This window comes from Acetobacterium carbinolicum, from assembly GCF_047456275.1.
In the GTDB taxonomy this organism is placed as follows: domain Bacteria; phylum Bacillota; class Clostridia; order Eubacteriales; family Eubacteriaceae; genus Acetobacterium; species Acetobacterium carbinolicum.
Map to the genome: position 1 here is coordinate 1,841,437 of NZ_CP173357.1, position 23,804 is coordinate 1,865,240.

At 41.4% G+C, this 23,804-nt stretch carries 20 protein-coding genes and 1 riboswitch; of the genes, 13 read left to right on the forward strand and 7 right to left on the reverse strand.

Annotated features, from left to right (window positions below; genetic code table 11):
• The first annotated feature begins 110 nt into the window (after window positions 1-110).
• The 4 genes from ACIZ62_RS08435 (at window position 111) to ACIZ62_RS08450 (ending at window position 3,510) form a co-directional block, all read left to right on the forward strand.
• Entirely contained in the window at window positions 111-977 is an 867-nt protein-coding gene (locus ACIZ62_RS08435) for a mechanosensitive ion channel family protein (RefSeq protein ID WP_111887019.1), read from the forward strand.
• 156 nt (window positions 978-1,133) lie between these two features.
• A complete protein-coding gene (locus ACIZ62_RS08440; RefSeq protein ID WP_111887018.1) occupies window positions 1,134-1,502 on the forward strand; it encodes an HsmA family protein in 369 nt (122 codons plus the stop codon).
• A gap of 340 nt (window positions 1,503-1,842) precedes the next feature.
• Window positions 1,843-3,087, forward strand: coding sequence for a diguanylate cyclase (locus ACIZ62_RS08445; protein WP_414151708.1), 1,245 nt, complete (start codon window positions 1,843-1,845; stop codon window positions 3,085-3,087).
• A 153-nt stretch (window positions 3,088-3,240) separates the two neighbouring features.
• A complete protein-coding gene (locus ACIZ62_RS08450; protein WP_111887016.1) occupies window positions 3,241-3,510 on the forward strand; it encodes a late competence development ComFB family protein in 270 nt (89 codons plus the stop codon).
• A 108-nt stretch (window positions 3,511-3,618) separates the two neighbouring features.
• Here the strand turns inward: ACIZ62_RS08450 and ACIZ62_RS08455 are convergent, their stop codons facing one another.
• The 5 genes from ACIZ62_RS08455 to ACIZ62_RS08475 all read right to left on the reverse strand — a co-directional run bounded on the left by ACIZ62_RS08455 (window position 3,619) and on the right by ACIZ62_RS08475 (window position 8,207).
• Window positions 3,619-4,824 carry an aspartate kinase gene (locus ACIZ62_RS08455; protein ID WP_414151709.1) on the reverse strand — a complete coding sequence of 402 codons (1,206 nt, stop codon included), beginning with the start codon at window positions 4,822-4,824 and terminating at the stop codon, window positions 3,619-3,621.
• A gap of 65 nt (window positions 4,825-4,889) precedes the next feature.
• The gene (gene dapB, locus ACIZ62_RS08460) at window positions 4,890-5,645 is read right to left on the reverse strand and encodes a 4-hydroxy-tetrahydrodipicolinate reductase (protein WP_414151710.1); all 756 of its coding nucleotides are present in this window, start codon (window positions 5,643-5,645) and stop codon (window positions 4,890-4,892) included.
• Window positions 5,646-5,654: 9 nt separating this feature from the next.
• Window positions 5,655-6,533: a 4-hydroxy-tetrahydrodipicolinate synthase gene (dapA, locus tag ACIZ62_RS08465; RefSeq protein WP_111887013.1), complete on the reverse strand. Its 879-nt coding sequence runs from the start codon at window positions 6,531-6,533 to the stop codon at window positions 5,655-5,657.
• Between the two features lie 82 nt (window positions 6,534-6,615).
• On the reverse strand, window positions 6,616-7,614 hold the full coding sequence (locus tag ACIZ62_RS08470) for an aspartate-semialdehyde dehydrogenase (protein ID WP_111887012.1): 999 nt from the start codon (window positions 7,612-7,614) through the stop codon (window positions 6,616-6,618).
• A gap of 85 nt (window positions 7,615-7,699) precedes the next feature.
• A riboswitch (Lysine riboswitch) is annotated at window positions 7,700-7,872 on the reverse strand.
• Window positions 7,873-7,994: 122 nt separating this feature from the next.
• The gene (locus ACIZ62_RS08475) at window positions 7,995-8,207 is read right to left on the reverse strand and encodes a DUF1858 domain-containing protein (protein ID WP_204355465.1); all 213 of its coding nucleotides are present in this window, start codon (window positions 8,205-8,207) and stop codon (window positions 7,995-7,997) included.
• A 169-nt stretch (window positions 8,208-8,376) separates the two neighbouring features.
• Here ACIZ62_RS08475 and ACIZ62_RS08480 point away from each other — a divergent pair, with 169 nt between their 5' ends.
• The 9 genes from ACIZ62_RS08480 (at window position 8,377) to ACIZ62_RS08520 (ending at window position 20,524) form a co-directional block, all read left to right on the forward strand.
• The gene (locus ACIZ62_RS08480) at window positions 8,377-8,652 is read left to right on the forward strand and encodes an HPr family phosphocarrier protein (protein WP_111887011.1); all 276 of its coding nucleotides are present in this window, start codon (window positions 8,377-8,379) and stop codon (window positions 8,650-8,652) included.
• A 192-nt stretch (window positions 8,653-8,844) separates the two neighbouring features.
• Complete coding sequence (gene cobS / locus ACIZ62_RS08485; protein WP_322520041.1) at window positions 8,845-9,609, forward strand: adenosylcobinamide-GDP ribazoletransferase; 765 nt, start codon at window positions 8,845-8,847, stop codon at window positions 9,607-9,609.
• A 138-nt stretch (window positions 9,610-9,747) separates the two neighbouring features.
• Window positions 9,748-11,727, forward strand: a complete 1,980-nt coding sequence (locus ACIZ62_RS08490; protein WP_414151711.1) for a YgiQ family radical SAM protein — start codon at window positions 9,748-9,750, stop codon at window positions 11,725-11,727.
• On the forward strand, window positions 11,699-12,073 hold the full coding sequence (locus ACIZ62_RS08495; protein WP_414151712.1) for a metal-dependent transcriptional regulator: 375 nt from the start codon (window positions 11,699-11,701) through the stop codon (window positions 12,071-12,073). Before ACIZ62_RS08490 ends, ACIZ62_RS08495 begins: the two co-directional genes overlap by 29 nt.
• A 26-nt stretch (window positions 12,074-12,099) precedes the next feature.
• Complete coding sequence (gene rlmD, locus ACIZ62_RS08500; protein WP_414151713.1) at window positions 12,100-13,461, forward strand: 23S rRNA (uracil(1939)-C(5))-methyltransferase RlmD; 1,362 nt, start codon at window positions 12,100-12,102, stop codon at window positions 13,459-13,461.
• A 368-nt stretch (window positions 13,462-13,829) separates the two neighbouring features.
• Window positions 13,830-16,205, forward strand: coding sequence for an EcoAI/FtnUII family type I restriction enzme subunit R (gene hsdR / locus ACIZ62_RS08505; RefSeq protein ID WP_414151714.1), 2,376 nt, complete (start codon window positions 13,830-13,832; stop codon window positions 16,203-16,205).
• A gap of 24 nt (window positions 16,206-16,229) precedes the next feature.
• A complete protein-coding gene (locus ACIZ62_RS08510; protein ID WP_414151715.1) occupies window positions 16,230-17,699 on the forward strand; it encodes an N-6 DNA methylase in 1,470 nt (489 codons plus the stop codon).
• Window positions 17,699-19,162 carry a restriction endonuclease subunit S gene (locus ACIZ62_RS08515; protein ID WP_414151716.1) on the forward strand — a complete coding sequence of 488 codons (1,464 nt, stop codon included), beginning with the start codon at window positions 17,699-17,701 and terminating at the stop codon, window positions 19,160-19,162. The genes ACIZ62_RS08510 and ACIZ62_RS08515 overlap by 1 nt, the downstream gene beginning before the upstream one ends.
• A 369-nt stretch (window positions 19,163-19,531) precedes the next feature.
• Window positions 19,532-20,524, forward strand: a complete 993-nt coding sequence (locus tag ACIZ62_RS08520) for an Abi family protein (protein ID WP_286945777.1) — start codon at window positions 19,532-19,534, stop codon at window positions 20,522-20,524.
• A gap of 337 nt (window positions 20,525-20,861) precedes the next feature.
• On the opposite strand, the gene ACIZ62_RS08525 is transcribed toward ACIZ62_RS08520, so the two are convergent.
• Together ACIZ62_RS08525 and ACIZ62_RS08530 are read right to left on the reverse strand one after the other, a co-directional pair.
• Window positions 20,862-23,147 carry an AAA family ATPase gene (locus ACIZ62_RS08525; RefSeq protein ID WP_414151717.1) on the reverse strand — a complete coding sequence of 762 codons (2,286 nt, stop codon included), beginning with the start codon at window positions 23,145-23,147 and terminating at the stop codon, window positions 20,862-20,864.
• Window positions 23,148-23,157: 10 nt separating this feature from the next.
• Window positions 23,158-23,799 (reverse strand): hypothetical protein, encoded by a 642-nt coding sequence (locus ACIZ62_RS08530; protein WP_414151718.1) that lies wholly within the window; start codon window positions 23,797-23,799, stop codon window positions 23,158-23,160.
• Window positions 23,800-23,804: the final 5 nt, after the last annotated feature.

Consider the following 23,804-nt stretch of genomic DNA (forward strand, 5'->3'; position numbering starts at 1 on the left):
GGAACCTTCTTATCTCAGTAACTGGTTACACTGCCTGGATAACGGTTTTCCGACTACAAACTGTTATTTTAATAAAAATATTGTTTAAAAATTTAAGTCTGGAGAAATTAATGAATGAAATTACAAACTATTTTATTGAAAATAATCACACCCTGAATATTATCTTTTCGATCGGATGGTTGATTATCACAATTCTAGTTGTCACGATCATCAACCGACTTTTATTTCGCTACATCGATGATAACAGTCGTTATCATATTTTCAGAAAGCGGATTTATTACCTTTTTTCAGGCGTTTATCTGATCATCTTATGGGTTTTGTGGGCTCAAAATACAGCTTATATTGCCACTTATGTTGGTTTGCTCTCAGCGGGGATTGCAATCGCCCTTAAAGATCTCTTTGCTAACATAGCAGCCTGGTTTTTCATCATGATTCGAAAACCCTTCGAAATCGGTCAACGCGTCCTCATCGGCGATAGCCGGGGGGATGTGATCGACATTCGCTTGTTTCAATTTTCGCTAATGGAAGTCACCGATATTCAGGTTGGAGAACAGAGCACCGGACGGATTGTCGATATCCCCAACCATTATGTTTTTGTTTATCCCACCGTTAATTACACCAAAGGCTTTAAATATATCTGGAATGAAATCTCAGTTTTAATTACCTTCGAAAGTGACTGGGAATTAGCTAAAGAAAAGCTGACCGAAATTGTCAATCATCATGCTCTTCATTTTACTGAAGAAGCAGCAGAACAAATAAAATCAACAGCCAGAAAGTACATGATCCTATATAACAATCTGACCCCGATTGTCTATACCGATGTTAAAGAAAGTGGGGTTGAATTGACATTAAGATACCTGTGTCTGCCAAAACAAAGACGTGATACCAATAATGACATCTGGGAAGATATTCTTAGACTGATATCTGACGCATCCGAAATTGATTTGGCCTATCCCACACTCAGACATATTGTTTGACTGGCTAGATTCTTAGTTTTATTAGGTTTTGTTTTATATTGTCGGTTGCTGTATAATATTCAATAACACAGCGTGAATTCATCGCAATAGATGCTGGATCAATTTGATTTTGTTAGTTATGATAAAAAATATAAATATAAGTAGGAGAATCTTATTATGTTAATTTATGCTATCATATCCATTACCTTGGCACTGGTATTCTATACGATCGGTGTATGGGGTGAAAAAATTCAAGGACAGCTAAAAACATGGCATTTAGTTGTGTTTTATATCGGATTGGTTTGTGACACCACGGGAACAATAATGATGAGCAAAATTTCGTCTGGGGGATCGTTTCTAAATTTTCACGGCATGACGGGGATGCTCGCGATTGTACTGATGATGTTACATGCCGTTTGGGCAACGGTGGTCTTAGTTAAGGGTGATGAAAAAGCCAAGGTAAATTTCCATAAACTCAGCTTAATTGTCTGGCTGATCTGGTTGATCCCGTTTATTTCCGGAGCTATTTTTGGTGTATCGATATAACCAGTCAGTTCTGATAAAGACAAATAAAAAACGAAAGTGGATTTTTTAAATAGGATTGGATGCTAGGGGTTCCATTTCCCCCCAAAAGTGAGCTAAAATTAGCTAGCCAGTTTTTTTAAAGCTTATTAATCTTTGTCAATGTCAAAGAAACCTAGGACACCTACGACTTGGATGAATTAGTGCATTTAGGTTTCATTTGCGGCAGTTGATGATACAAAACTATTTGTTTCACCAAAAATCCCGTAAAATTTGAACAAAGATTTAAAGTAGATTGTTAAGGTTTTATGATACAAAAAAATAATTGTGTAAATGTTACTAAATGAAGGGAGGCCAGAGAAAAATGTTAAGTCACGACGCTAAAGCGATGATTAATTATGTTAATACAATTTTAAATAATAAAAAGTTAAGTAACGACATCCCCAATATAGCAGAGGGAGATGCTGACTTTTTAGTGCTGGAACAGAGTCTTCGGACGGTAAGAAGTGTTGCAGAAGCACTGCGTGCAGGAAATATTCACCATAAGATCCAGGGCAATGGTTTTATTCTGGACTCGTTTCAACAATTTCAAAATAATGTCAAACGATCCAGCAGTGGGGTTATTAAGAGCATCGCCTCAAAAAGTATCAGAATTAAGGGCGAAAAAAACATACCAGGTAAGCTTCAGGAAGCTAATATTATCAAAAAGCGGGATAAGACGAGCAAAGAAATTGAAGAGCACTATCGTCTGATGACTGATCATGCTTGTGACATTATTGCAACGGTGGATCTGTCAGGTAATTTTACCTATATTAGCCCTTCGGTAGAAAAACTAACCGGCTATACCCCTGAAGAAGTTTTGAACCACTATCGCGAAATTGGTTATTTTCTCCCTGGCGTACAAAAAGAGATGGACCGACAAAGGGTCGCAATTAGAAAAATGGTAGAAAAGGGAGAACCGTTCTACCCGGTCAATTTTGAGCAACGACAGGTACGCAAGGATGGCGAAAGTATTTATACTGACACCGTGCTATCCGGAATTTATGACGAAGAAAATAACTTTCGGGAACTGCTGGCGGTTACCCGTGATATTACTGAAAAAGTAAAAATACGACGGGAAATGAAAGAACTTTCAGAAACCGATAAATTGACCAAGCTCTGTAATCGCGTTAAACTGGATTGTGCTCTGGAGCATGAATTGGATCGGGCAAAAACAAAGGCCACAGCTTTTGCTTTGATTATGATCGACATTGATCACTTTAAAAATATTAATGACCGTTTCGGTCATTTAGCTGGTGATGCAGTATTAATTGAACTGGCACGGCTTTTTAAAGACGTTATCCGATCATCTGATCTGATTGGTCGATGGGGTGGTGAAGAATTTCTGGCAATTCTTCCGGATGCAGATTCTAGTGAGGCGATGGAGCTGGCAGAAAAAATCAGGGGACGAGTCAGTGAGCATTATTTTCCAGAACAAGAACGTATTACGATCAGTCTGGGTGTATCTGTTTTTAGGGACGATGAAACAGCTGACAGCATCGTTTACCGAGCAGATCAGGCTTTGTATCAGGCCAAGAAAAATGGTAAAAACCAGGTCCGTCTGATGTGAAATGCTTTTTCCGATCGCTTAAAATCAAATTTCAAATATTGAGCTGAAAACGGTTGAAATGGAGTTGTTTTAATAGTATACTAAGAATTGTAAGTGTCAGTTTGACTAAATTATCAGCAGTATACTAATTCGACAAAATTTGGAGGGAAAGAGATGTTAAAGAATTACATGGAGGATGTGGTTGATTCATTTTTACCACATATGCTAGAACAATATCCAGAAATATGCAGATGTGAACTTTGCATGGAAGACATTAAGGCAATTGCGCTCAATAAATTAAAACCTGCTTATTTTGTAACACGCGAGGGGCTTTTATTTTCAAAAATTGATGAAATGACCTCCCAGCATAAGGCCGATCTGACCAGTGAACTAACCCGCGCCATCGACATTGTATCGAAAAACCCCCGTCATCCCCAAAAATAATAGGAAGTTTTCCTAATTCAATAAGCCAGTAATCCAGACACGCCGCTTGGATTACTGGCTTATTATGATAATCGGGATTTGCTGTTTTTAATTAATGCTCAGTTAATTTTATAAATCAAAGGCTTTGGCGGTGGCGGTGACAGCCTGATCCTTATCGTCTGATGGAATGATGCAACTGATACGAATTTCTGACGTGGTGATCATCAACATCTGGATGTTATTATCGGCTAAAAGTTGAAAAAATTTGGCAGCAACACCAGACTGACTGCGCATGCCAATGCCAACAACAGATAACTTTGAAATTTTCTCATTGATGATGACCCCGATTCCAGAATGTTTTCCCTGAAAAGCAGACAGAATTTTTTTGGCATCATTTAGATCAGAAGCCGGCGCGGTAAATGAGATGTTAATAAGACCATCAATGGGAGCGCTTTGGCTGATCATGTCGATGTTAATACTTTTGGTGGCAAATTGACTGAAAAACTGAGAAGTGATATTCGTATCAAAAGGAATATCACGAATGGTGATCATCATTTCGTCATTATCAATGGCCACACCGGTGATGGATTGTCCTTCCATATTTTTTTCTCCTTTTTTGATGATGGTGCCGGGTACTTCGTATTCACTTGAAGCCACCCAAATGGTCGTGTCGTATTTACTCGCTAATTCAATGGCGCGAGGATGCATAACCCCAGCACCCAGACTGGCCATCTCCAGCATTTCGTCATAAGAGACGGCGTTCAGTTTTTTAGCTTTGGGGTAAAGCCGGGGATCTACTCCGAAAATCCCTTCGACATCGGTGTAGATTTCACAGGGGGCATCCAGAACACAGGCTAAGGCGACGGCACTGGTGTCAGAGCCGCCCCGTCCCAGGGTGGTGACATCATCATTTTCATTGACCCCCTGAAATCCGGCAATGATGACAATTTTATCATCATTTAAGGCTTCCATAATTTTGGTGGTGTCAATGCCTTCGATACGCGATTTAGTATGGCGGCCGCTGGTGCGGATACCGACCTGGGGCCCAGTGAAAGAAATGGCATTATGACCTAAAGATTGGAGCGCCATCGATAGCAGCGAAATAGAGATCTGTTCGCCGGTAGATAGAAGCCGGTCCAACTCCCGTTTGGGTGGGGAGGGATTGATTTCATAGGCTAACTTTACCAGATCATCAGTGGTTTTGCCCATGGCTGAAACCACCACCACAACCTGGTGACCGTTTTGTTTCTTTGCAATGATGCGCTTGGCAACATTTAAAATCCGTTCGGTGGAACCCACTGAGGTTCCACCGTATTTTTGAACAACGATATGCATGAGATTAACCTCTAAATCAGTAGCAGTTATGATTAATCGACTGTTTATTGATCCTTTCTTAGATATTAGTCGTTGACGACCATCGACATGTCGTAGAGCCCGGGGGCTTTTCCAACCAGGTATTGGGCAGCTTTGACGGCGCCTTCGGCGAAGACTTTTTTGGATAAAGCCATATGGCTGACTTCGATGATTTCGTCGTTGCCAGCAAATATTACAGAATGCTCGCCGGGGATTGTGCCACCGCGGATGGCGTGGATGCCCAGTTCATTTTCAGTGCGTTTGGTATCACGGCCATGGCGGCCAAAAGTATAATCTTTTTTTGTTTCCAGCCCCTCATTGATGGCGTCGGCCAGCAGCAGTGCGGTGCCACTGGGAGCATCTTGTTTTTTATTATGGTGCTTTTCGATAATTTCGATATCAAAGCCGCTTTCCAGCTTGGCTACCATTTCGTTTAACATTTTGGCAATTAGATTGATGCCCAGCGATAGGTTGGCGGTTTTAAAAACCGGAAATTCAAGGGAACCTTCTTTGATGGCCGTCAGATCGGTTTCCGACAGACCAGTAGTAGCAATGACAATGGGGATTTTTTTGCTTTTGGCAAAGCCGAAAATTTTCGGGAAAGCCGCAAAGTGTGAAAAATCGATGATCACATCCACTGCTTCGGCGCAGGTTTCCAGATTGGTGTAAACCGGAAAGGGCAGACTGGTGTTAGCCTGCTGATCAAATCCGGCCACCACCTGGGTGTTTGGGTTTGCGGTAATAATCTGCTGGAGGGTGGTGCCCATGGCCCCAGAGACGCCACTGAGTAAAATATTGATCATGGCAGTCTCCTATAATAAGCCATAGGCTTTTAAATCGGCAACCAGTTTTTCTTTGTTGGATTCTTCCATATCGACTAGCGGCAGTCGCATTTCTCCAGAGTCCATTCCCATCAAACCCATGGCGGTTTTAATAGGAATGGGGTTGGTTTCATAGAACATCGCCAGATTGACCAGGTTGGTTTTAAATTGTAGTTCCCGGGCTTTAGCCAGATCGCCAGCCATAAAGCTGGTCACCAGATTGTGCATATCAGCGGGAATAATATTGGCTGAGACAGAGATGACCCCTTTGCCGCCAACAGATAGTATTGGTAGTACATGATCATCATTACCACTGTAAATATCAATATCGCTACCACAAACACGGGCGATTTCGGTGACCTGGCTGATATCGCCGCTAGCTTCTTTAACAGCAGCTACATTGGCGATTTTGCTCAATTCTTTAATGGTGGATACGGCTATGTTCATGCCGGTGCGACTGGGAACATTGTAAATAATCACGGGAATAGTGATGGCATTGGCTATAGCAGAAATATGAGCGATGATTCCTCGCTGGGTCGATTTATTGTAGTAGGGGTTAATAATCAGAGCAGCATCGGCACCAGCTTTTTCGGCTTCCTTAGAAAGCATGATGGAATAAGCGGTGTCATTACTACCAGTTCCAGCAACATAAGGAACCCGGCCGTTAATGTATTTCCCGGCATCTTTTAGTAGTTCTAAATGTTCGGCATCGGTGAGGGTTGAGGTTTCACCAGTGGTACCGGCAATTAGAATGGCGTCGGTTTTTTGTTCGATCTGCCAGTCGATCAGTTTGTGAAAACGTTCAAAATCAACTTTTCCATTTTTAAACGGGGTAACCAGTGCAACACAGCTTCCTGTAAAAATACTCATTTTCAATCTCCTTTGATTTGTTTTTGGGGGTTGACGTATTAAATAATTGTTCTTCAAAGCCAACGATACTTAATTTAGTGGCCTAGATCAATCCGCGTTCGATTAGTGAAAAGGCAATCTGGACTGCATTGGAGGCAGCGCCTTTGCGGATGTTGTCAGCAACAACCCATAGGTTTAGACCATTGTCGACGCTATAATCACGACGGAGACGACCTACATAGACAGCATCGGTGTTCTCAGCTGTCCGAGCCAGGGGATAGACATTGTTGGCGGGATCATCCTGAAGCACAATTCCTAAGGAATTGCCATAAATATACCGGATCGAGTCCAACTCAAAAGGCTTTTTCAGCTCCACGTTGATACTTTCACTGTGGCTGTAGTAAACGGGCACCCGCACGGTGGTAGCGGTAATCCGTAGGCTATCGTCATGGAGAATTTTCTGGGTTTCATTGATCATTTTCATTTCTTCTTTGGTGTAGCCATTATCAAGAAAGGAATCAATGTGGGGCAACACATTATAGGCGATGGGGTGGGGATAGAAAGCATTGGCTTCGCCCTTGATCCCTCTTTCCAGGTCAGCATAACCGTTGACGCCAGAACCGGAAACAGCCTGATAGGTGGAATAGACAATCCGATTAATCCCGAAAGCATCATACAGTGGTTTTAAAGCGACCACTGCCTGGATGGTGGAGCAGTTGGGATTGGCGATGATGTTTCCGTGCCAGTCCAGGTCTTCCGGGTTGACTTCGGGAACGACCAGGGGCACCAACGAATCCATCCGGAAGGCACTGCTGTTGTCAATAACAATGACACCTTTGGCGGCAGCGACTGGGGAAAATCGTTCGCTGGTGTCGCCGCCAGCTGAAAATAAGGCAATATCAATATCCTGGTCAAAGGCTTCATCACAAAGCTCCTGAACGACATAGGTTTTTTCGTTAAAAATAATTTCTTTGCCAGCGGACCGCTTAGATGCCATGGGGTATAGGTTTTTAACTGGAAATTTAAGCTCAGCCAGTACCTGTAGCATCTTTTGACCAACCATGCCAGTGGCACCAACAACGGCAACATTATAAGATTTCATAAGACCTCCAAAAATTTGATATAAAAAAAGCCAGTAACGTGTACCGGCTAAAAATCAAAGAAACGCGTACATGCGATTTCTATGGGTTCTAGATAGCACTCCATCATAAAAATGATGACAGTCTTACTGCTCTTTACAGTAAGCCCAGGATCATGGGGGCAATTCATGGTCCTTCGGCGAGCTTTCCTTTCACAGCGCTTCATCCCACTTGCCATGGTCTTCGCCGATAATCTTAAAGTCCGCACCTCTATCGTATTGATTTAATTCTATTCATTGTAACAATTATATCTGGTTATTTCAAGGGGATAATTATAAAAAGCTAATAAATATTAAAAAAAAGCAACGCATTTGTAAAAATACGTTGCTAAGTGCTAACTTGATTATTTTGTCAGATCAACTGCGTCCAACGCATCGTTGATTGACTTAATGAGCACATCGACGTCGATTCCGTGTGCCAGGGCACCTTCTTCAATGTTTTCGAAACGTGCAGCCATACAACCAAAGCAATGCATTCCATAAGCCTGGAATACGTTGACAGAATCCGGATATGCGTTAACAGCATCCATGATGCCCATATCTTTAGTAACTTTCATTTTTTTTCACCTCCGCAAAGTATAGATCTCATTTTACATATCATACATTATAAAACTTAAAAAAAGATTTTACAAGTGAAAAGAAATAAAAGTGCAATACTTGCTAAAATGTCACGGTGAGGTTATAATAGTACCATAGGGGAATTTTATAGTAAAGGGGTGGATTATTGTGATAGTTGATAAAGTAGTCGTTACGAACAAAGCAGGGCTTCATGCAAAACCAGCATCTCTTTTTGTACAAAGAGCCAATGACTTTAAAAGCGAAATCTATATCAAAAAAGAAGCAACCCGGGTTAATGCCAAAAGCATTATGGGTGTGATGATTTTAGCCGTTCAAAAAGGCGATGAGATCCAAATCGAAGCAACTGGCGATGACGAAAAAAAAGCAGTTGAACAATTAAAACAACTGATTGTCGATCGATTTGATTTTGTGGATGAAGTATAAATAGAGTGTTTATGAGGTAAATTAAAAACTAAATTCAGAAAATAAAGATCGCATAAAGTATGAATGCAAATTCATGCTTTTCTTTTTTCTGGGTTTTGCCATACAGAAATTTAAATTGGTTATTGCAAAATTGGTAGCGATCCGTAAAATATTTTGCAACGGCCTGACGACTAACAATAACTGGAGAAACAGATGCGAAAAATTTTAATAGCAATTTCTTTTTTTACCCGAATACCCATTAAACTAAAGGATGTCAGTTCCGAGGAGTTTTATGACGCAATGATTTTAATCCCTCTGGTGGGTGTTTTCATCGGGCTGATCCTCTTTGCGGCCTCCATTGTTTTTTCGTTTATTCACTTTGTTCAGCTCCAAGCCCTGCTCATGGTGATCGCCTATATCTGGCTTACCGGTGGCTTACACCTGGATGGATTTGCCGACACCACCGATGCTCTGTTTTCCGCCAGAGATCGGGAGAAGATGATGGAAATCATGAAAGATAGCCGTTTGGGTGCTTTTGGTGCGATTGGCCTGATCTTGATTATTTTAACAAATTGGATGAGCTATACCATCATTTTACCAGAACACAGCACTGCGATTTTGATTATACCAGTCTTTGGACGGGTAGCTGCGATCATGTCGACATGTTTTTCCACCTATGCTCCTGGGGGCGGCGGCTTGGGTAAACGCTTTGTCGAAATGACAAGGCTACACCATTTTATTATTTATCTGGTCTTATTACTGGGTTATACAACCCTGATTTTAGGCTTGCCGGGATTACTGACTGCAGTTATTTGTTTACTGCCCGCCTGGCTGTTAATGAAAAATCTCCAGCATAAAATTGGTGGTATGACCGGAGACACCATCGGGATGACCATTGAACTGAATCAAACCTTCTTTATGGTGGTTTACAGTGTGATTTTGATTAATTTTCCAATCTATTTCAGACTTTTTCAGTAAAAATTAAAACGAAGGTGCTTCAAGATTTGAGTGTGTCAATAATAACTGCAGCATAACGTTTGGGTATTCTGAATTTATTGTAATCATTTCAGAGGTTTATTATTAATTGATGTGAAAAATTATTAAGAAAGGGTATGAATGAAGAAATCAATGAACGATGATCGGCAAAAATCCCGTTTTGATCAAAAAAATAACAAAAATACGGTTTTTTTACCGATGTCAAAAAATGAGATGAACGCCCAGGGCATTGATCAGTGTGATTTTATTCTCGTGACTGGCGATGCCTACGTAGACCATCCTTCTTTTGGAGCGGCTATCATTGGCCGAGTACTCCAATCCAGAGGCTTTGCAGTTGGTGTCATCGCCCAACCCAACTGGCGGGAAAACGCTGATTTTAAAAAGTTGGGCGTTCCTCGACTGGGGTTTTTGGTGACAGCCGGCAACCTGGATTCGATGGTAAATCATTTTACGGTAAACAAAAAACGCCGTCATGAGGATGTTTATGCTCCTGGGGGAAAAGCAGGTCTACGGCCGGATCGAGCGACCATCGTTTATTGTGGAAAAATTAGAGAGCTCTATGGTGACATCCCTCTGATTATTGGTGGTATCGAAGCCAGCTTGCGCCGCTTTGCCCACTATGATTACTGGCAGGAGAAGGTCAGACGACCAATTCTGTTTGATTCCCGGGCGGATCTACTGGTTTATGGGATGGGCGAGCTGGCCATGATTGAAATTGCTCAGGGTTTGGAGGCTGGGATTCCGGTGGATCAGTTAACCCATATTAAAGGAACAGCTGTGATTCAAAAGGAAGCAGATGTAAATGATGGGGTGGTATTACCGGCTACCGAAGCAGTGATGACTCATCCAATGGCTTATGCCAAAGCCACTGCCCTCATTTATCAGAGTAACAATGCTCACGATCCTAAGACCTATTTTCAGCAATCCGGAAATCGCTACCTGTGTCAGAATCCGCCGCAACTGCCCTTAAGTCAAGAAGCCTTTGACGACCTTTATGATCTGCCCTTTACCTATAACTGGCATCCCGCCTATGATGAGCTTGGGGGGATACCAGGCCTGGAAGAAGTAAAGTTTAGCATTACTGCTAACCGGGGCTGCTATGGCAATTGTACTTTTTGCGCCCTGGCCATTCATCAGGGTAAATACGTGCAGATGCGCAGCTGGGAGTCGATCGTCCGCGAAGCAAGCCGGATGACCAAGGACCCGGATTTCAAAGGGTATATCCATGATATTGGAGGACCCACTGCAAATTTTTCCCACCTGGCCTGTAAAAAACAGGAAACCCGAGGTTATTGCAGCAATCGTGAATGCTTAGCTCCAGAACCCTGTAAAAGTATTGATCCCAGCCACAAACTCTATCTGGAAACGCTTCGGGCGGTCCGGAAGTTGCCTGGGATTAAGAAAGTTTTTATCCGGTCGGGCATCCGTTATGATTATATGGCTCTGGATAAGGATAAAACCTTTTTTAAAGAACTGGTGGAGTATCATATCAGCGGACAGCTCCGGGTTGCTCCGGAACATGTGTCTGATGAGGTGTTGCGTCATATGGGTAAACCGGCCTTCAAGGTCTATGAAAAATTTGCCCGAGATTTTAAACAGATTGATCATCAACTTGGAAAAAATCAATTTATTTTACCCTATTTCATCACTGGGCACCCCGGCTGTACCCTTCAAGAGGCGATCAAACTGGCAGAGTATATCCGGGACATGGGCTTTTTTCCGGAGCAGGTTCAGGATTTTTATCCGACTCCGGGTTCAGTGGCTACTGCAATGTACTATACAGGGATCAATCCCTTGACGCTGGAAGTGGTTTATGTACCTAAGGGACGGGAAAAGAATATGCAACGGGCTTTGGTTCAGTATCAAAAGCGAGATAATTATTTGCTGGTTTATGAGGCACTGACGAAAGCCTACCGTGAGGATTTAATCGGATCGGGGAAAAAAGCACTGATACCGGAAAAGGTAAAAAGTTCCAACCGTCAGAATCCCCAGGCAAAAAAAGTAAGCTCATCCCAGTCGGTTCAGGCAAAACAATCAAAAATAAATCAAAAGGATAAAAGCAGAGGTAAAAATGGAAAAAAAATTAACCGAATCCATTGAGGATTATATCGAAACCATTTATCTGGAGAGTGAAAAACATGGCAAAGGTGTCAGGATTACCGACATCGCATTAGAGTTAAGTGTCAGCAAGGCCAGTGCCAATGACGCAGTGCGTAAGCTCAAGGAGTTGGGTTATGTGGAGCACGAACGTTATGGACAGATCTATCTTACCGAAGCAGGGAAAAATCGGGCGATGAAGGTTTATGAAAAACACCGCTTAATTACTGAATATCTGGTAAAAGCCCTGGATGTGTCCTTGCCCGTTGCTGAAAAAGATGCCTGTAGCATCGAACATATCATCTCGGAAGAAACCTTCAAAAAAATGAAGGCTTATCTCAAACAGTAAAAAATAAGAAAATTAAGGAAGTAAGAATGAACGAAACAAACAACCAGATTAAAGTTGGCGAGAAGTATACCATGGAAATAATGGACATTACCCATAGCGGCGAAGGGGTGGGACGACTTGACAACATGATTGTGTTTGTTGAAGGCGGCCTCCCCGGAGATGTGTTGGAAGTGGAAATTAAAAATGTAAAAAAAACTTATGCTCAGGGTAAACTTCTGTCCATTAACCAGTCTTCACCCGAACGGGTGACTCCTGCCTGTCCATACTTTGAAGAATGTGGGGGCTGTCAGATCCTGCATATGTGTTATGATGGTCAGCTACGGGCGAAGTCTAAGATGGTAAAGGATGCACTCCAACGTATTGGGGGACTAAAGGAAATTGAAGTTAGCCCCATAGTTGGTATGGAAGATCCGCAGCGATATCGAAATAAAGCCCAGTTTAAACTGGACAATAAAGGTATGGGTTTCTATGCGAAAAAATCCCACAACCTGGTTCATATTCAAGATTGTCTAAACCAGCCTGAATCGGCAGCGGATGCAATTAAAACCATCAATGCTCTGATAAAGGATCTGAATTTAAGTATTTATGATGAACGTACCCATAAGGGCTATGTCCGGGGTGTGCTTCAGCGCACGAACCTTCAGGGCGAGAATATGATCACCCTGATCATCAACGGGAAAGATTTAAGTCAGCGTCAAGCCATTGTAGAAGGCATACTGGCAGGTATTCCTAATGTTAAAAGCATTTACGTGAATATCAACCGCGAGAAAGGCAACGTCATTCTGGGCCGAAAAAGCCTTTGTGTTCATGGTGCTGCCCGCTTAGTTGAACAGATCGGAGATCTCAGTTTTTCGATTTCACCTAACTCATTTTTCCAGGTGAATTCCAAACAAACCGTTAAGCTCTATGATACGATTAAAGCTTTTGCCGATTTGAAAGGTACTGAAACGGTTTTTGATCTTTATTGCGGTACTGGCACCATCGGTCTTTATCTGGCGGCTCAAGCCAAACAAGTGATTGGGATTGAAAGCGTGGGTGATGCTATTCTTGATGCGCGCGAAAACGCTGGTTTAAATCAAATTGAAAACGCCAGCTTCCATCTGGGCAGAGCAGAAGATGAGATGCTCAAGATTATCAAAGAAGAAGGCGTCAAACCGGACCTAATCATTCTAGACCCACCTCGTAAAGGTTGTGAAGAATCGCTGCTGACAGCCATCAATGACCTTGGAACTCCCCGGATTATCTATGTTTCCTGTAACCCTTCAACCCTGGCTAGAGATCTTAAATTTATGACTGATGCCGGTTATGCAATTAAGGCGGTTCAGCCAGTGGATTTATTCCCGGGAACGGGACACGTTGAGACGGTAGTATTGATGTCACGGGTTTAGAAATAAACCGCTGAAAAGCCCGAAACATAGGTAATTGCGGGGTTTAAAGATTTTTGAATATAACCAATCTGCCAGAATCCCTTTAAATATCGATAATCGAGAAAATATCAATGGTCAGGTTGAGTTGACGGGATTATTTTTGGATAGGTTGTGTAGACAGCATTGATTTTACAAACTAGAATATAGATTTTGATACAATAACGGCCACCTTGTAATGAGGTGGCTTTTTCTGTTTGGTGTTTATTTTTTTGAATAATCTTCTATCATATGAAAACCTAACAATAATGTAAGTTTTTCTGCCTGTTTCGTTTAGCGCTATGTTATACTATTCATAACGATATTTTGTATCCTTGGAAAGGAAGAAATTCATGGGGAAAAGACAATTGTCAGAAGAAGATATCAAAGCCAGATACATAACACCAGCGATTACTAACGCTGGATGGGATATTAAAAAGCAAGTAAGGTTAGAGTATGCCTTTACCGCCGGTCGGATTATCCTGCGTGGCAATATCACGGCCAGGGGCAAACAGAAACGGGCGGATTATGTTCTTTTCTACAAGAACAATTTTCCATTAGCCATTGTCGAAGCCAAGGACAATAATCATGCCGTCGGTGCTGGACTGCAGCAAGCGATTGACTATGCCAAAGCCTTAGATATTGATTATGTCTATGCATCCAATGGTGATGGCTTTGTGGAACAGAACTTAATCACCGGTGAAGTGAAACAGCTTGCTTTAGCAGCGTTTCCGTCACCGGAGGACTTATACAAGCGTTATCGAATCGATAAAGGCATCAGTGTGGCAGAAGAAAAAGTCATGCTTGAGCCTTATTACTATATCCCGAATTACAAAACCCCCAGATACTACCAGCGGGTAGCGATCAACCGTACCGTCGATGCCGTAGCCAAGGGGAGAGAACGGATACTGGTGGTCAGCGCCACCGGAACCGGGAAGACCTATATGACTTTCCAGATTATTTACCGTTTATGGAAAAGCGGTCTTAAGAAAAAAATTCTGTTTCTGGCCGATCGGAATGTCCTGATTGACCAGACCATTTCTGGGGATTTCAAACCCTTTGGTGGAAAAATGACCAAGGTGCAAAATAGAAACCTGGACAGCTCCTATGAAATCTATCTGGCCCTTTATCAGCAGCTGGCCGGCGATGACGGCGAAGAGGCTTTTTTGCAGTTCAAGCCGAACTTCTTTGACCTGATCGTGATTGATGAGTGCCATCGCGGCAGCGCCAAAGAAGAATCCGCGTGGCGAAAAATACTGGACTACTTTTCATCAGCTACCCATGTCGGCTGTACTGCCACACCCATTGAAACAAAAGAAGCATCGAGCTCCACTTATTTTGGCGAGCCGATTTATGAATACTCCCTCAAACAAGGCATTGATGATGGTTTCCTGGCCCCTTATAAAGTGATCCGCATTGGTCTGGATCGTGACCTTGAAGGCTATCGGCCAGAAGCCGGCAAAGTGGATAAGCATGGCTATGAGATTGAAGACCGGGAATACAATGCTAAAGATTTTGACCGGAAATTAGTTATTGATGACCGTACCCGCGTGGTGGCATCGAAAATCACAGAATTTCTCAAAAAAACAGACCGCTTCAGCAAGACGATCGTATTTTGTGTGGACATTGAACACGCCGAACGCATGCGCCAGGCACTCATCAATGAAAATAAAGATTTATACACCCAAAATGACCGCTATATTATGCGCATTACCGGGGACAATGATATCGGCAAGGCCCAGCTGGAGAATTTCATCGATGAAGAAAGTACCTATCCGGTCATCGCCATCACCAGCAAACTGATGACCACCGGTGTCGATGCTAAAATGTGTAAACTGATCGTGCTGGAAAACAACATCAACAGCATGACCGAATTTAAGCAGATCATCGGTAGGGGCACACGCCTTTTAGAAGACTATGGCAAGACCTACTTTAGCATCATGGACTTCCGTAATGCCAGCCGACTATTTGCTGATCCGGCCTTTGATGGCGAACCAGAAGTGGTCATTGACCTTGGACCAGGTGATCCCGTCGATGATCCGGGAACTGAAGATGAAACTGAATATGATTCTGGACAAGATGCCGGCAACGATGGGTTCAAAGAAGATCCGGCCGGCTACAGCACCGGCGATACGCCGCCCTTTAATGATGACGGTGACGACAAGCCGCGAAAATATTATGTCGGCGATGTTGTTGTTAAGGTTCTTTCAGAACGGATTCAGTATGTCGATAAAGACGGGAAACTGATTACCGAAAGCCTGATTGACTACACCAGAAAAAACATCCTCCAGCAGTATGCCCGTTTGGATCAGTTTCTTCGCAGCTGGACAGCCGCTGAGAAAAAACAGGCCATCATTGATGAACTTCAAGATGATGGGGTGCTGCTTGAGGCTGTCAGACAGGAATTGGGTAAAACGGAGCTGGATGACTTTGATCTTATTTGTCACATTGCTTATGATAAAAAACCGCTGACAAAACAAGAACGGGCAGCGAATGTGAAGAAAAGGCATTATCTATACAAATATTCGGATGTCGCCGAACAAGTGATTGCCGCCCTCCTGGATAAGTATGCCAATGATGGCATTAAAGAGATTGAAGAAACAAAGGTACTGCAGCTGGAAGAGTTTGCCAAGATCGGCAGTCCGATGAAAATTGTCAAAGCCTTTGGTGGCAAAGAAGCCTATCAAAAGGCCGTCCAGGAATTAGAAAACGAGATATATTACGCATAAATAGATAAGGCAGGTAAATAAAAAATGGCAATTGGTAACTTTGTAAAGAGAATTCAAGATGTGATGCGAAATGACTCCGGTGTCAACGGGGACGCCCAGCGGATTGAACAAATCGTATGGATTCTATTCTTAAAAATATACGATGCAAAAGAAGAAGCCTGGGAGCTTTATCATGATCATTACACGTCCATTATCCCAGCTGGACTCAAGTGGCGAGATTGGGCCGTCGATCGAAAAGATGGGGAAGCCTTAACTGGCGATGCCCTCCTGGACTTTGTCAACAACACCCTTTTCCCAACCCTGAAGAATCTGGAAATTGATGAAGAAACCCCCATGAGTCAAGTCATTGTCCGTTATGCCTTTGAGGATGCCAATAACTATCAGAAAGACGGTGTCCTGCTAAGACAAGTGGTCAATGTCATTGATGAGATTGACTTCACCGAATATAAGGAACGCCATGAGTTTGGAACCATCTATGAATCCTTCCTGAAGGATCTGCAAAGCGCCGGAAATGCCGGTGAGTTCTACACCCCAAGAGCAGTGACAGACTTTATGGTGAAAGTTGTTAAGCCAGTCTTGGGTGAAAAAATCGGCGACTTCGCCTGTGGTACCGGCGGGTTTTTAACGTCAGCTTTACAGGCGCTGGAAAGGCAAGTGGAGAATTCCCTTGAGAACCGGGAAATCTACAATAAATCTGTTTATGGGATTGAAAAGAAGGCGCTGCCACATATGCTTTGCGTTACCAATATGTTAATTCATGATATCGATGATCCCAATATCCTGCACGGTAATGCCCTGGAGATGGACTACAAAGATATGCGGAAGATGGAACCGTTCGATGTGATTTTAATGAATCCGCCCTATGGCGGCAGTGAAAAAGACAGCGTCAAGTCCAACTTCCCGACGGAACTCAGAAGTTCAGAAACGGCTGATCTTTTTATGAATGTGATTATGTATCGACTTAAGAAAAATGGCCGATGCGCCGTGATCATTCCCGATGGCTTCCTGTTTGGAACCGATAATGCGAAGTTTAATATCAAGAAGAAGTTGTTCGGTGAATTTAATCTTCACACCGTGGTCAGAATGCCGCACAGCGTTTTTGCCCCTTATACATCGATTCGAACCAATATCCTGTTTTTTGACAATACCGAACCGACCAAAGAAACCTGGTTCTACCGCATGGATATGCCGGAAGGCTATAAGAACTTCTCCAAAACCAGACCGATGAAGCTGGAACATTTTGGTGCGGCCCTGGCGTGGTGGGATAACCGGGAAGAAATCGAAGTCGATGGTTTCCCCAAGGCAAAGTGCTATACGACCAGCGAAATCATCGAAAGAAGCTACAACATCGATCTATGTGGATTTCCTCATGAAGAAGAAGTGATTCTTGAGCCAATGGATTTGATTCAAGTATATCAAGAAAAGCGGGCATCACTGAATGATGAAATTGATCATGTGTTAGAACAGATTACTTCAATGCTTGGTGTTAATTAATGAAGGCACAGGACTTAAAGAACAGTATTCTTCAGCTTGCGATACAGGGAAAACTGGTCGAACAAAAGGTAGAAGAGGGTACTGCTAAGGAATTATTAGAGAAGATAGCGGCTGAGAAGAAACAGCTGATTCAGGAAGGTAAGATTAAAAAGCAGAAGGCTCTGCCAGCAATCAAGGAAGATGAGATTCCATTTGATATTCCCGATAGTTGGGAATGGGTTAGGTTAGGGGAATTATGTAATTATGGAAAATGTAATTCTATTCCCGCAACAAAGATTCCCAAAGAAGCATGGCTTCTTGATTTGGAGGATATAGAAAAAGATACTGGGAGAATATTGAATAAAAAAAGAATGAAGGATGTAAAATCTAATAGCAGCAAACATATCTTTAATACTGGAAATGTATTGTATAGTAAATTGCGTCCATATTTGAATAAGGTTGTTATTGCTGATGAAGATGGTTATTCTACTTCAGAAATATTACCTCTAGACTTTGGAATGAATATATTTGACAGATATGCTCAAATCGTTCTTATGAGTCCCTATTTCATTAACTACACTGTAAAGTGTTCTTATGGAGTAAAGATGCCAAGGCTAGGAACGACGGACGGTCAATTAGCTGTATTCCCCCTCCCCCCACTCGAAGAACAAAAACGTATCGTGGCAAAGATCGAAGAACTGATGCCTTATGTCGAAAAATACGATGTAGCCTATTCTGAAGTTGTGGAGCTGAATAAAAAATTCCCGGAAGATATGCAAAAGTCGATTTTGCAATATGCCATCCAAGGTAAGCTGGTTGCGCAGCGAAAAGAAGATGGAACGGCAGAAGAACTTTATCAGCAGATTCAAGAAGAGAAGAAAAAACTGATTGAGGAAGGCAAGATTAAAAAGACCAAGGCGCTTCCCGAGATTACAGAGGATGAGATTCCATTTGATATTCCGGAGAATTGGAAGTGGGTTAGGTTGGGTAATCTGCTAAATAAATTAACTGACGGTACCCACAGCACCCCTAAGTACACTGTTACTGGAGTTCCGTTTATATCTGTTAAAGATGTAAGTGGAGGTAAGATGGATTTCTCCAATACCAAATTTATCTCTCAAGAAGAACATGACTCTTTATATAAAAGGTGTAATCCTGAAAGAGATGATATTCTCTTAACAAAAGTAGGAACTACAGGGATACCCGTAATTGTAGATAGCGATCAAGAGTTCAGTCTATTCGTTAGTGTTGCACTTTTAAAATTTAATACAGATTTGATTTTTAATAAATATTTTATGTATGCTATAAAAGCCCCTGTTGTACAGATTCAAGCTAGGGAAAATACCAGAGGCGTGGGTAATAAAAATTGGGTTATGAGAGACATTGCTAACACAATTCTTCCATTGCCTCCGTTAAATGAACAGAAGCGTATTGTTGATGAACTAGAAAAACTTCTACCTTACACAAAGCAACTCGTGAAATAGTTGAATTTCGCTCACTAGGATGGTTGGATCTTTACCACTTCTCGAAATGGTAACTGCGCCTGGGTCTTACGTGAAAAATCCCATAGTTTGATAGGGTAGATACATTAAATTAGCGCCACATAACCGTAAAGCCTTGATATTAAAAGGTTTATGGGTTATGTGGCTAATTTATTTAGCTGCCCCTGGATATGACAGTTTTCTCTATGCTTCCATCATCATCTCATAATGCTGTCCTTTCTTTAATTAAGAATTATTTCAAAAGTTTCTTAAAAAAGTTATTGTATTTTATCAGTTGTTGAGATACAATAAAGACACAGATCAAGCCTTAACCGTCCGCGGTGAGGCTATTTTCATTTAGGGGATGTTGTTTTGAAACCATTTCATACTTTAGACGAGCAAGTAGAAAAACTTAAATCTAGAAAACTCATTGTAGATGATGTCGATTTTGCGAAGAGTATACTTTCCAAAGAAAACTACTATAATGTAGTCAATGGATATAAAAAGCCATTTTTGAAAAGAGATCTTGGAGGGGCATTACTTCAACCGGAAGAATATGTTGAAGGTTGTAGATTTGAAGAACTATATAGCTTATATTGTTACGATAGGGACCTGAGGATGTTATTGTTAGGTGTATTGCTGAAATTTGAAACCCATTTCAAAACATCGTGTGCATACAATTTCTCAGATGAATATAGAGACTCATATGCATATCTAAACGTAGGGAACTATTCTCAGAAAAAAGAGGACCTTACTAAGGTATTGAAAAATATCTCTGTACTCTCTAGTGAGTTGAACAAGAATACTAATGGCAGTAGAGCAAAAAGTGTATACATCAGCCACTACATTGAAAATCATAAATGTGTTCCTTTATGGGTACTAGTAAATAGCCTAACAATTGGGAATATGTCATATTTTTACTCGGCCATTGACGAAAAAATAAGAGCGAAAATTGCTAAAGGATTTAGCAGTGATTTCAAAAAAGAATATGATTCCAATGAGAAAGTCGACACTAGTGAAATGGCCCAAATAGTAAAAGCCGTTAATCTGTTCAGGAATGTATGCGCCCATGAAGAAATACTATTTTTGTTTAAACTAAATACAAAGCTTAAATCAACCCTATTCACAAAGTATTTCAAATCTGAAGCGATCAATCAGGAAAAAATAGAAAAAAGTGACCTGTTTGCTCTTGTGGCTGTTTTGAAATTGGTTACGCAGAAAGAAGAGTATATAAGCTTTATTGACAATATAGATACTTTATTTAGTATATATCGCGAGAAATTTAAATCTGTGAATTTTGACAAAATAATTTTTCTATCCGGATTCCATCCAAATTGGAAAAATGAAATTCTGGAATCGATATAATATAATTTGGGATCTGTCAAGATTTGATCTCGGCAGACAGCTTCGAAAGGTAAACTTTTCGATATGCCACTATTTCACCAAAACATTCGCTTGGGGATAACCCGAAAAGCGTGAAACAAGTGCCACATAACCTTTTAAACCCTGATTTTAAAGGGTTTACGGGTTATGTGGCTATTTTTTTAATTCTTTTTTAAATTATCGGATTTAGCAGTTTATATAATAGTGATGCTGGAATAACCGCTAATGAAAGTCACAGAATGGCGGCTCAAGGCTTTGGAACACTACCTGCAGCGGTCCAGTGGTTGGCTTTTTATAATCTCTCCAAAATTCAATTTTTCTATGCACCCATCATCATTTTATAATGCTGACCTTGATCCATCAGATCAAAGATCATCTTGAAGGTTTCACGGCTCTGCCTGATATCAATACATTCATCGACATAATTGATTCCGTCGTTGAAGCCGAGCGCATTTGCACTGATGTAGGAGAGCATTGCTGAAGCCATTTGATATTGGGTATAATCTTCTTTACCATTTGCATCAACAGAAATGAAATTATTTTTATTATCATTACTTAAAATAGTTTTGCGAAGAACGGCACCGTCATATCCACACAATTGCAGAAAATAATATTCCAGGATTCGGCGGATAACGTTCATCAGTGGAATCGGTGAGGTGACCATTTTATATTCCTGCCACAAAGAAGCATAGGAGTTTTGAACCGGGTTATAATTGATCCGCTCGGTTTGAACATCCGGGTTCGTTTTAGCACAGAGACGAATTGACGATTTATTGTCGACTTTGCTGATCAGGTAGAAGTTGATATATAAATAGTGCTTTACTTTGTTGTAGGTGATTTCGCGGTGGAAATAGGTATTATGAGTGAGAATGAAAATCTGCTTGATAAATCTACCCTTCGCGACAGGATCACCGCCTACGGCATTGTTTTCACAGATTTCTATCATTTCACGGACTAAGGCACTGACGATGAACAAAGAACTACTGTCCATGCTGGAAACCGGGTCGTCGATGACCACAATGCGATCAAGTTGGCCACCGTCAGCGCTTTCACTGCCTTTGACAAGATGATAGAAGTAGAGGAAAGCAATGAAATTCCGCTCGCCTTCGCTGAGGTTTTCAGCAATAGATTCATCGGGGCGAATCACTTCATAAACATTAGGGGTGTCTTCTTTTTCCCTTAGGCTGAATCCCTGAAAGCCGGAATCTCGAAGCAAAGTATTAACATTATCAATGGTCGTAAGGGTGTTTACGATATTTTTGTTAAGTTCCGCAATTTCCTTACCAAGACTGACAACAGTTGCCTGGTGCTTTAAAATCTCGGCAGTAAGGGATTGGATTTCTTTTTCTAGGGTGCGTTTACTGGCGGTATAGTGTGCAATTTCATCCTTAAGAATAAAGGCAATCAATTCCCACACAAAGGTTTTGCACTCCGCTTGCTTCTTTGGTTTTTCAGCAAAGACTGAGTTATTCTCATTGATTAGATTATTAAATCCAGTAATAATCTGAGAAATTTCCTGGAGCAGCGTGGTAGTGTCCTCAATTTCGACAACTTTTGAAGGATCAGATTTTTTTTCATCAATGAGTTGAATATTTGAGGCAATTAAACCTTTCAGGGCAGCCAGCTTATCATTGTAAACGGTAAGGTCAATTTCGGGGTATATTTCCTGAGGTATTGATTGCAAAGGTATAAATAGCGTGTTGGCTTCATTCCTGTATGCGGTGTGAAAATCAGAAACGGTTTTGATCGAGTCTTGATATTGTGTGTCAAAACAGGCCTTAATATCCTCTTCAAAGCTATCTGGTAATTTTTGCTGACAATAAGGGCACTTGTCGTCTGGAGGGGAATTATAAATTTCATGGCCTTGTTGGACCCAGGTTGTCGCATTGATTGCTTTGACAAACTGGGCAAACGGTGTATCTGAACTACTTACGATAGATTCAGTAAGAATGTGCCTTCCTGAAAGGTTATCAAGAATGGCCGGGTCTGCTATTGGATTGAACAAATTATATTTTTTTGCATCCGCTGAATAGGTTGTATCATATAAACGTTTAAGAGTTTCCAGGTTGTGATCTTTCTTATTCTTTATTTCAAGTACTGCCTCAGCAAAAAGTTTCGCTTTCATTTTACCAGATAGTGCTTTTTTGAAAGTAGTACGTAAATCGGAGGTTTTATCCCAACAGGATTTTTGAAAGTTAATAAAAACCTGCTCTAAATCAGCTTTTTTTTGGGTTTCATCTTCAATCGCTTTATTGAAAGCGGCAGAGGATTTAATTTTTTCAGCAGTTTTTTCCTCAACTTGTTGTTGGGTAAGAAAGTTTATTTCATTAACCGTAAAAACTCCCGGCAAATTATGGTAAGTATGAAAGTTGGCATTGATGAAATCCTGGTTGTATACTTGGACGGTATAATCAGATGCAGATTTACCAGGCTTCCAGCATACACCATTATCAATTTTTATTGCTTTGCCAATGGTCGATTTTCCAGTTCCGTTGTTGCCAAAGAAAAAATTTACAAGCGTGGGCTGAATCGAAACACAGCAACCTTTATAGGTCGTATCGTTAAGTGAAAGCTCCGTAATTTCGGAAGGTATTTTTTCTCGCATAAAGGCCTCCTTATTGATTTAAGCCCATCAGGCTGATATTGGCATCGGTTAGTTCCTCAATTAGGTTGATGCGTTTAATTGCCCAGTGGGTATGGTTCATTTCAGTGATGGCCCTATCCATATCTTTCATACCAAGGTTAAAACCAATGTCACTGATTTGTTGCATTGGTATTGGCCATACGAGTTGGCATTTGATTTTAATCCCATTTTCCTGTTTACGGACATCATCAACAAAACCAAATATGGCTTGTTGCTCGTCACCGGCTTTGGCCTTGTAATGATCTGCCTCTGGCATAAAAAGCGAAGGGAAGGTTTTAATTTCTTGGATGGCTTGTGCTGAAAGCGATGCATATTGGTTTCGCAAATCTTCTGATGAGTAGCCACGACAAAGTGATCGCTCGCTTGAAATGACAAAGTGATTTTGTTCGAAGATTTCACCACCGATTACGAAAAGGTTATAGAAGTTTTGATTGATTTTTCGAGAGGTTGGTTTTAACATTCCGCCTGGTAGTTGCTGTACATAAGGGAAGTTTAAAATTATTTGCTGGGTAACATTTTTTGCATAATCGACATGAACGTTTTTTTCACCGGTTTGATTTACCACAGTAGAAGCTGCCTTAGTGGCAGTGAAGTTTTCTAATTCATTCTTCATTCAAA

Excerpts from the sequence above, each read along its gene's own strand:
- ACIZ62_RS08435 (WP_111887019.1), top strand. The coding sequence starts at position 111 with ATGAATGAAATTACAAACTATTTTATTGAAAATAATCACACCCTGAAT.
- ACIZ62_RS08440 (WP_111887018.1), top strand. The coding sequence starts at position 1,134 with ATGTTAATTTATGCTATCATATCCATTACCTTGGCACTGGTATTCTAT.
- ACIZ62_RS08515 (WP_414151716.1), top strand. The coding sequence starts at position 17,699 with ATGAAGGCACAGGACTTAAAGAACAGTATTCTTCAGCTTGCGATACAG.
- ACIZ62_RS08475 (WP_204355465.1), bottom strand. The coding sequence starts at position 8,207 with ATGAAAGTTACTAAAGATATGGGCATCATGGATGCTGTTAACGCATAT.
- ACIZ62_RS08530 (WP_414151718.1), bottom strand. The coding sequence starts at position 23,799 with ATGAAGAATGAATTAGAAAACTTCACTGCCACTAAGGCAGCTTCTACT.
- ACIZ62_RS08450 (WP_111887016.1), top strand. The coding sequence starts at position 3,241 with ATGTTAAAGAATTACATGGAGGATGTGGTTGATTCATTTTTACCACAT.
- ACIZ62_RS08510 (WP_414151715.1), top strand. The coding sequence starts at position 16,230 with ATGGCAATTGGTAACTTTGTAAAGAGAATTCAAGATGTGATGCGAAAT.
- ACIZ62_RS08470 (WP_111887012.1), bottom strand. The coding sequence starts at position 7,614 with ATGAAATCTTATAATGTTGCCGTTGTTGGTGCCACTGGCATGGTTGGT.
- ACIZ62_RS08490 (WP_414151711.1), top strand. The coding sequence starts at position 9,748 with ATGAAGAAATCAATGAACGATGATCGGCAAAAATCCCGTTTTGATCAA.
- ACIZ62_RS08495 (WP_414151712.1), top strand. The coding sequence starts at position 11,699 with ATGGAAAAAAAATTAACCGAATCCATTGAGGATTATATCGAAACCATT.
- dapA (WP_111887013.1), bottom strand. The coding sequence starts at position 6,533 with ATGAGTATTTTTACAGGAAGCTGTGTTGCACTGGTTACCCCGTTTAAA.
- ACIZ62_RS08445 (WP_414151708.1), top strand. The coding sequence starts at position 1,843 with ATGTTAAGTCACGACGCTAAAGCGATGATTAATTATGTTAATACAATT.
- cobS (WP_322520041.1), top strand. The coding sequence starts at position 8,845 with ATGCGAAAAATTTTAATAGCAATTTCTTTTTTTACCCGAATACCCATT.
- dapB (WP_414151710.1), bottom strand. The coding sequence starts at position 5,645 with ATGATCAATATTTTACTCAGTGGCGTCTCTGGGGCCATGGGCACCACC.
- hsdR (WP_414151714.1), top strand. The coding sequence starts at position 13,830 with ATGGGGAAAAGACAATTGTCAGAAGAAGATATCAAAGCCAGATACATA.
- rlmD (WP_414151713.1), top strand. The coding sequence starts at position 12,100 with ATGAACGAAACAAACAACCAGATTAAAGTTGGCGAGAAGTATACCATG.
- ACIZ62_RS08455 (WP_414151709.1), bottom strand. The coding sequence starts at position 4,824 with ATGCATATCGTTGTTCAAAAATACGGTGGAACCTCAGTGGGTTCCACC.
- ACIZ62_RS08525 (WP_414151717.1), bottom strand. The coding sequence starts at position 23,147 with ATGCGAGAAAAAATACCTTCCGAAATTACGGAGCTTTCACTTAACGAT.